Origin of the sequence: Mesorhizobium sp. M7A.F.Ca.MR.148.00.0.0 (assembly GCF_003997735.1) — a bacterium.
GTDB lineage: Bacteria > Pseudomonadota > Alphaproteobacteria > Rhizobiales > Rhizobiaceae > Mesorhizobium.
In genome coordinates this window covers 1-265 of the sequence record NZ_RZTB01000584.1, presented here as the reverse complement: position 1 = coordinate 265, position 265 = coordinate 1, and the positions used below count along the sequence as shown (strand labels likewise).

Sequence of the window (265 nt, the reverse complement as noted above, 5' to 3'; positions counted from 1 at the left end):
ATCTGCGCCCGCACGCGCTCCATATAGGCGTTGAGCGCATCGATCAGCGGCCGGATCTCGCTTTGCGCACCTGGCACTTCATTGGGATCGAGGTCGCTGCGGCGTGGCGAGCGCACCGCGTCGCGCAGCCTTATCAGCGGCGCCAGGCCGCGACGCAGGCCGAGCAGCACGAAGATGCCGGCAATGGCCACCAGGGCCAGTTGCTGGGCGAAGGCGCTGAGCCACAGCCGTTTCACCATCGCATCATGCCCAGCCAGCGTGACAC

General features: G+C 67.2%; 1 pseudogene. It reads right to left on the bottom strand.

The window, feature by feature from the left end:
• Window positions 1-265 (bottom strand): annotated as a pseudogene (locus EOB49_RS35415) (HAMP domain-containing protein); the annotation flags it as partial.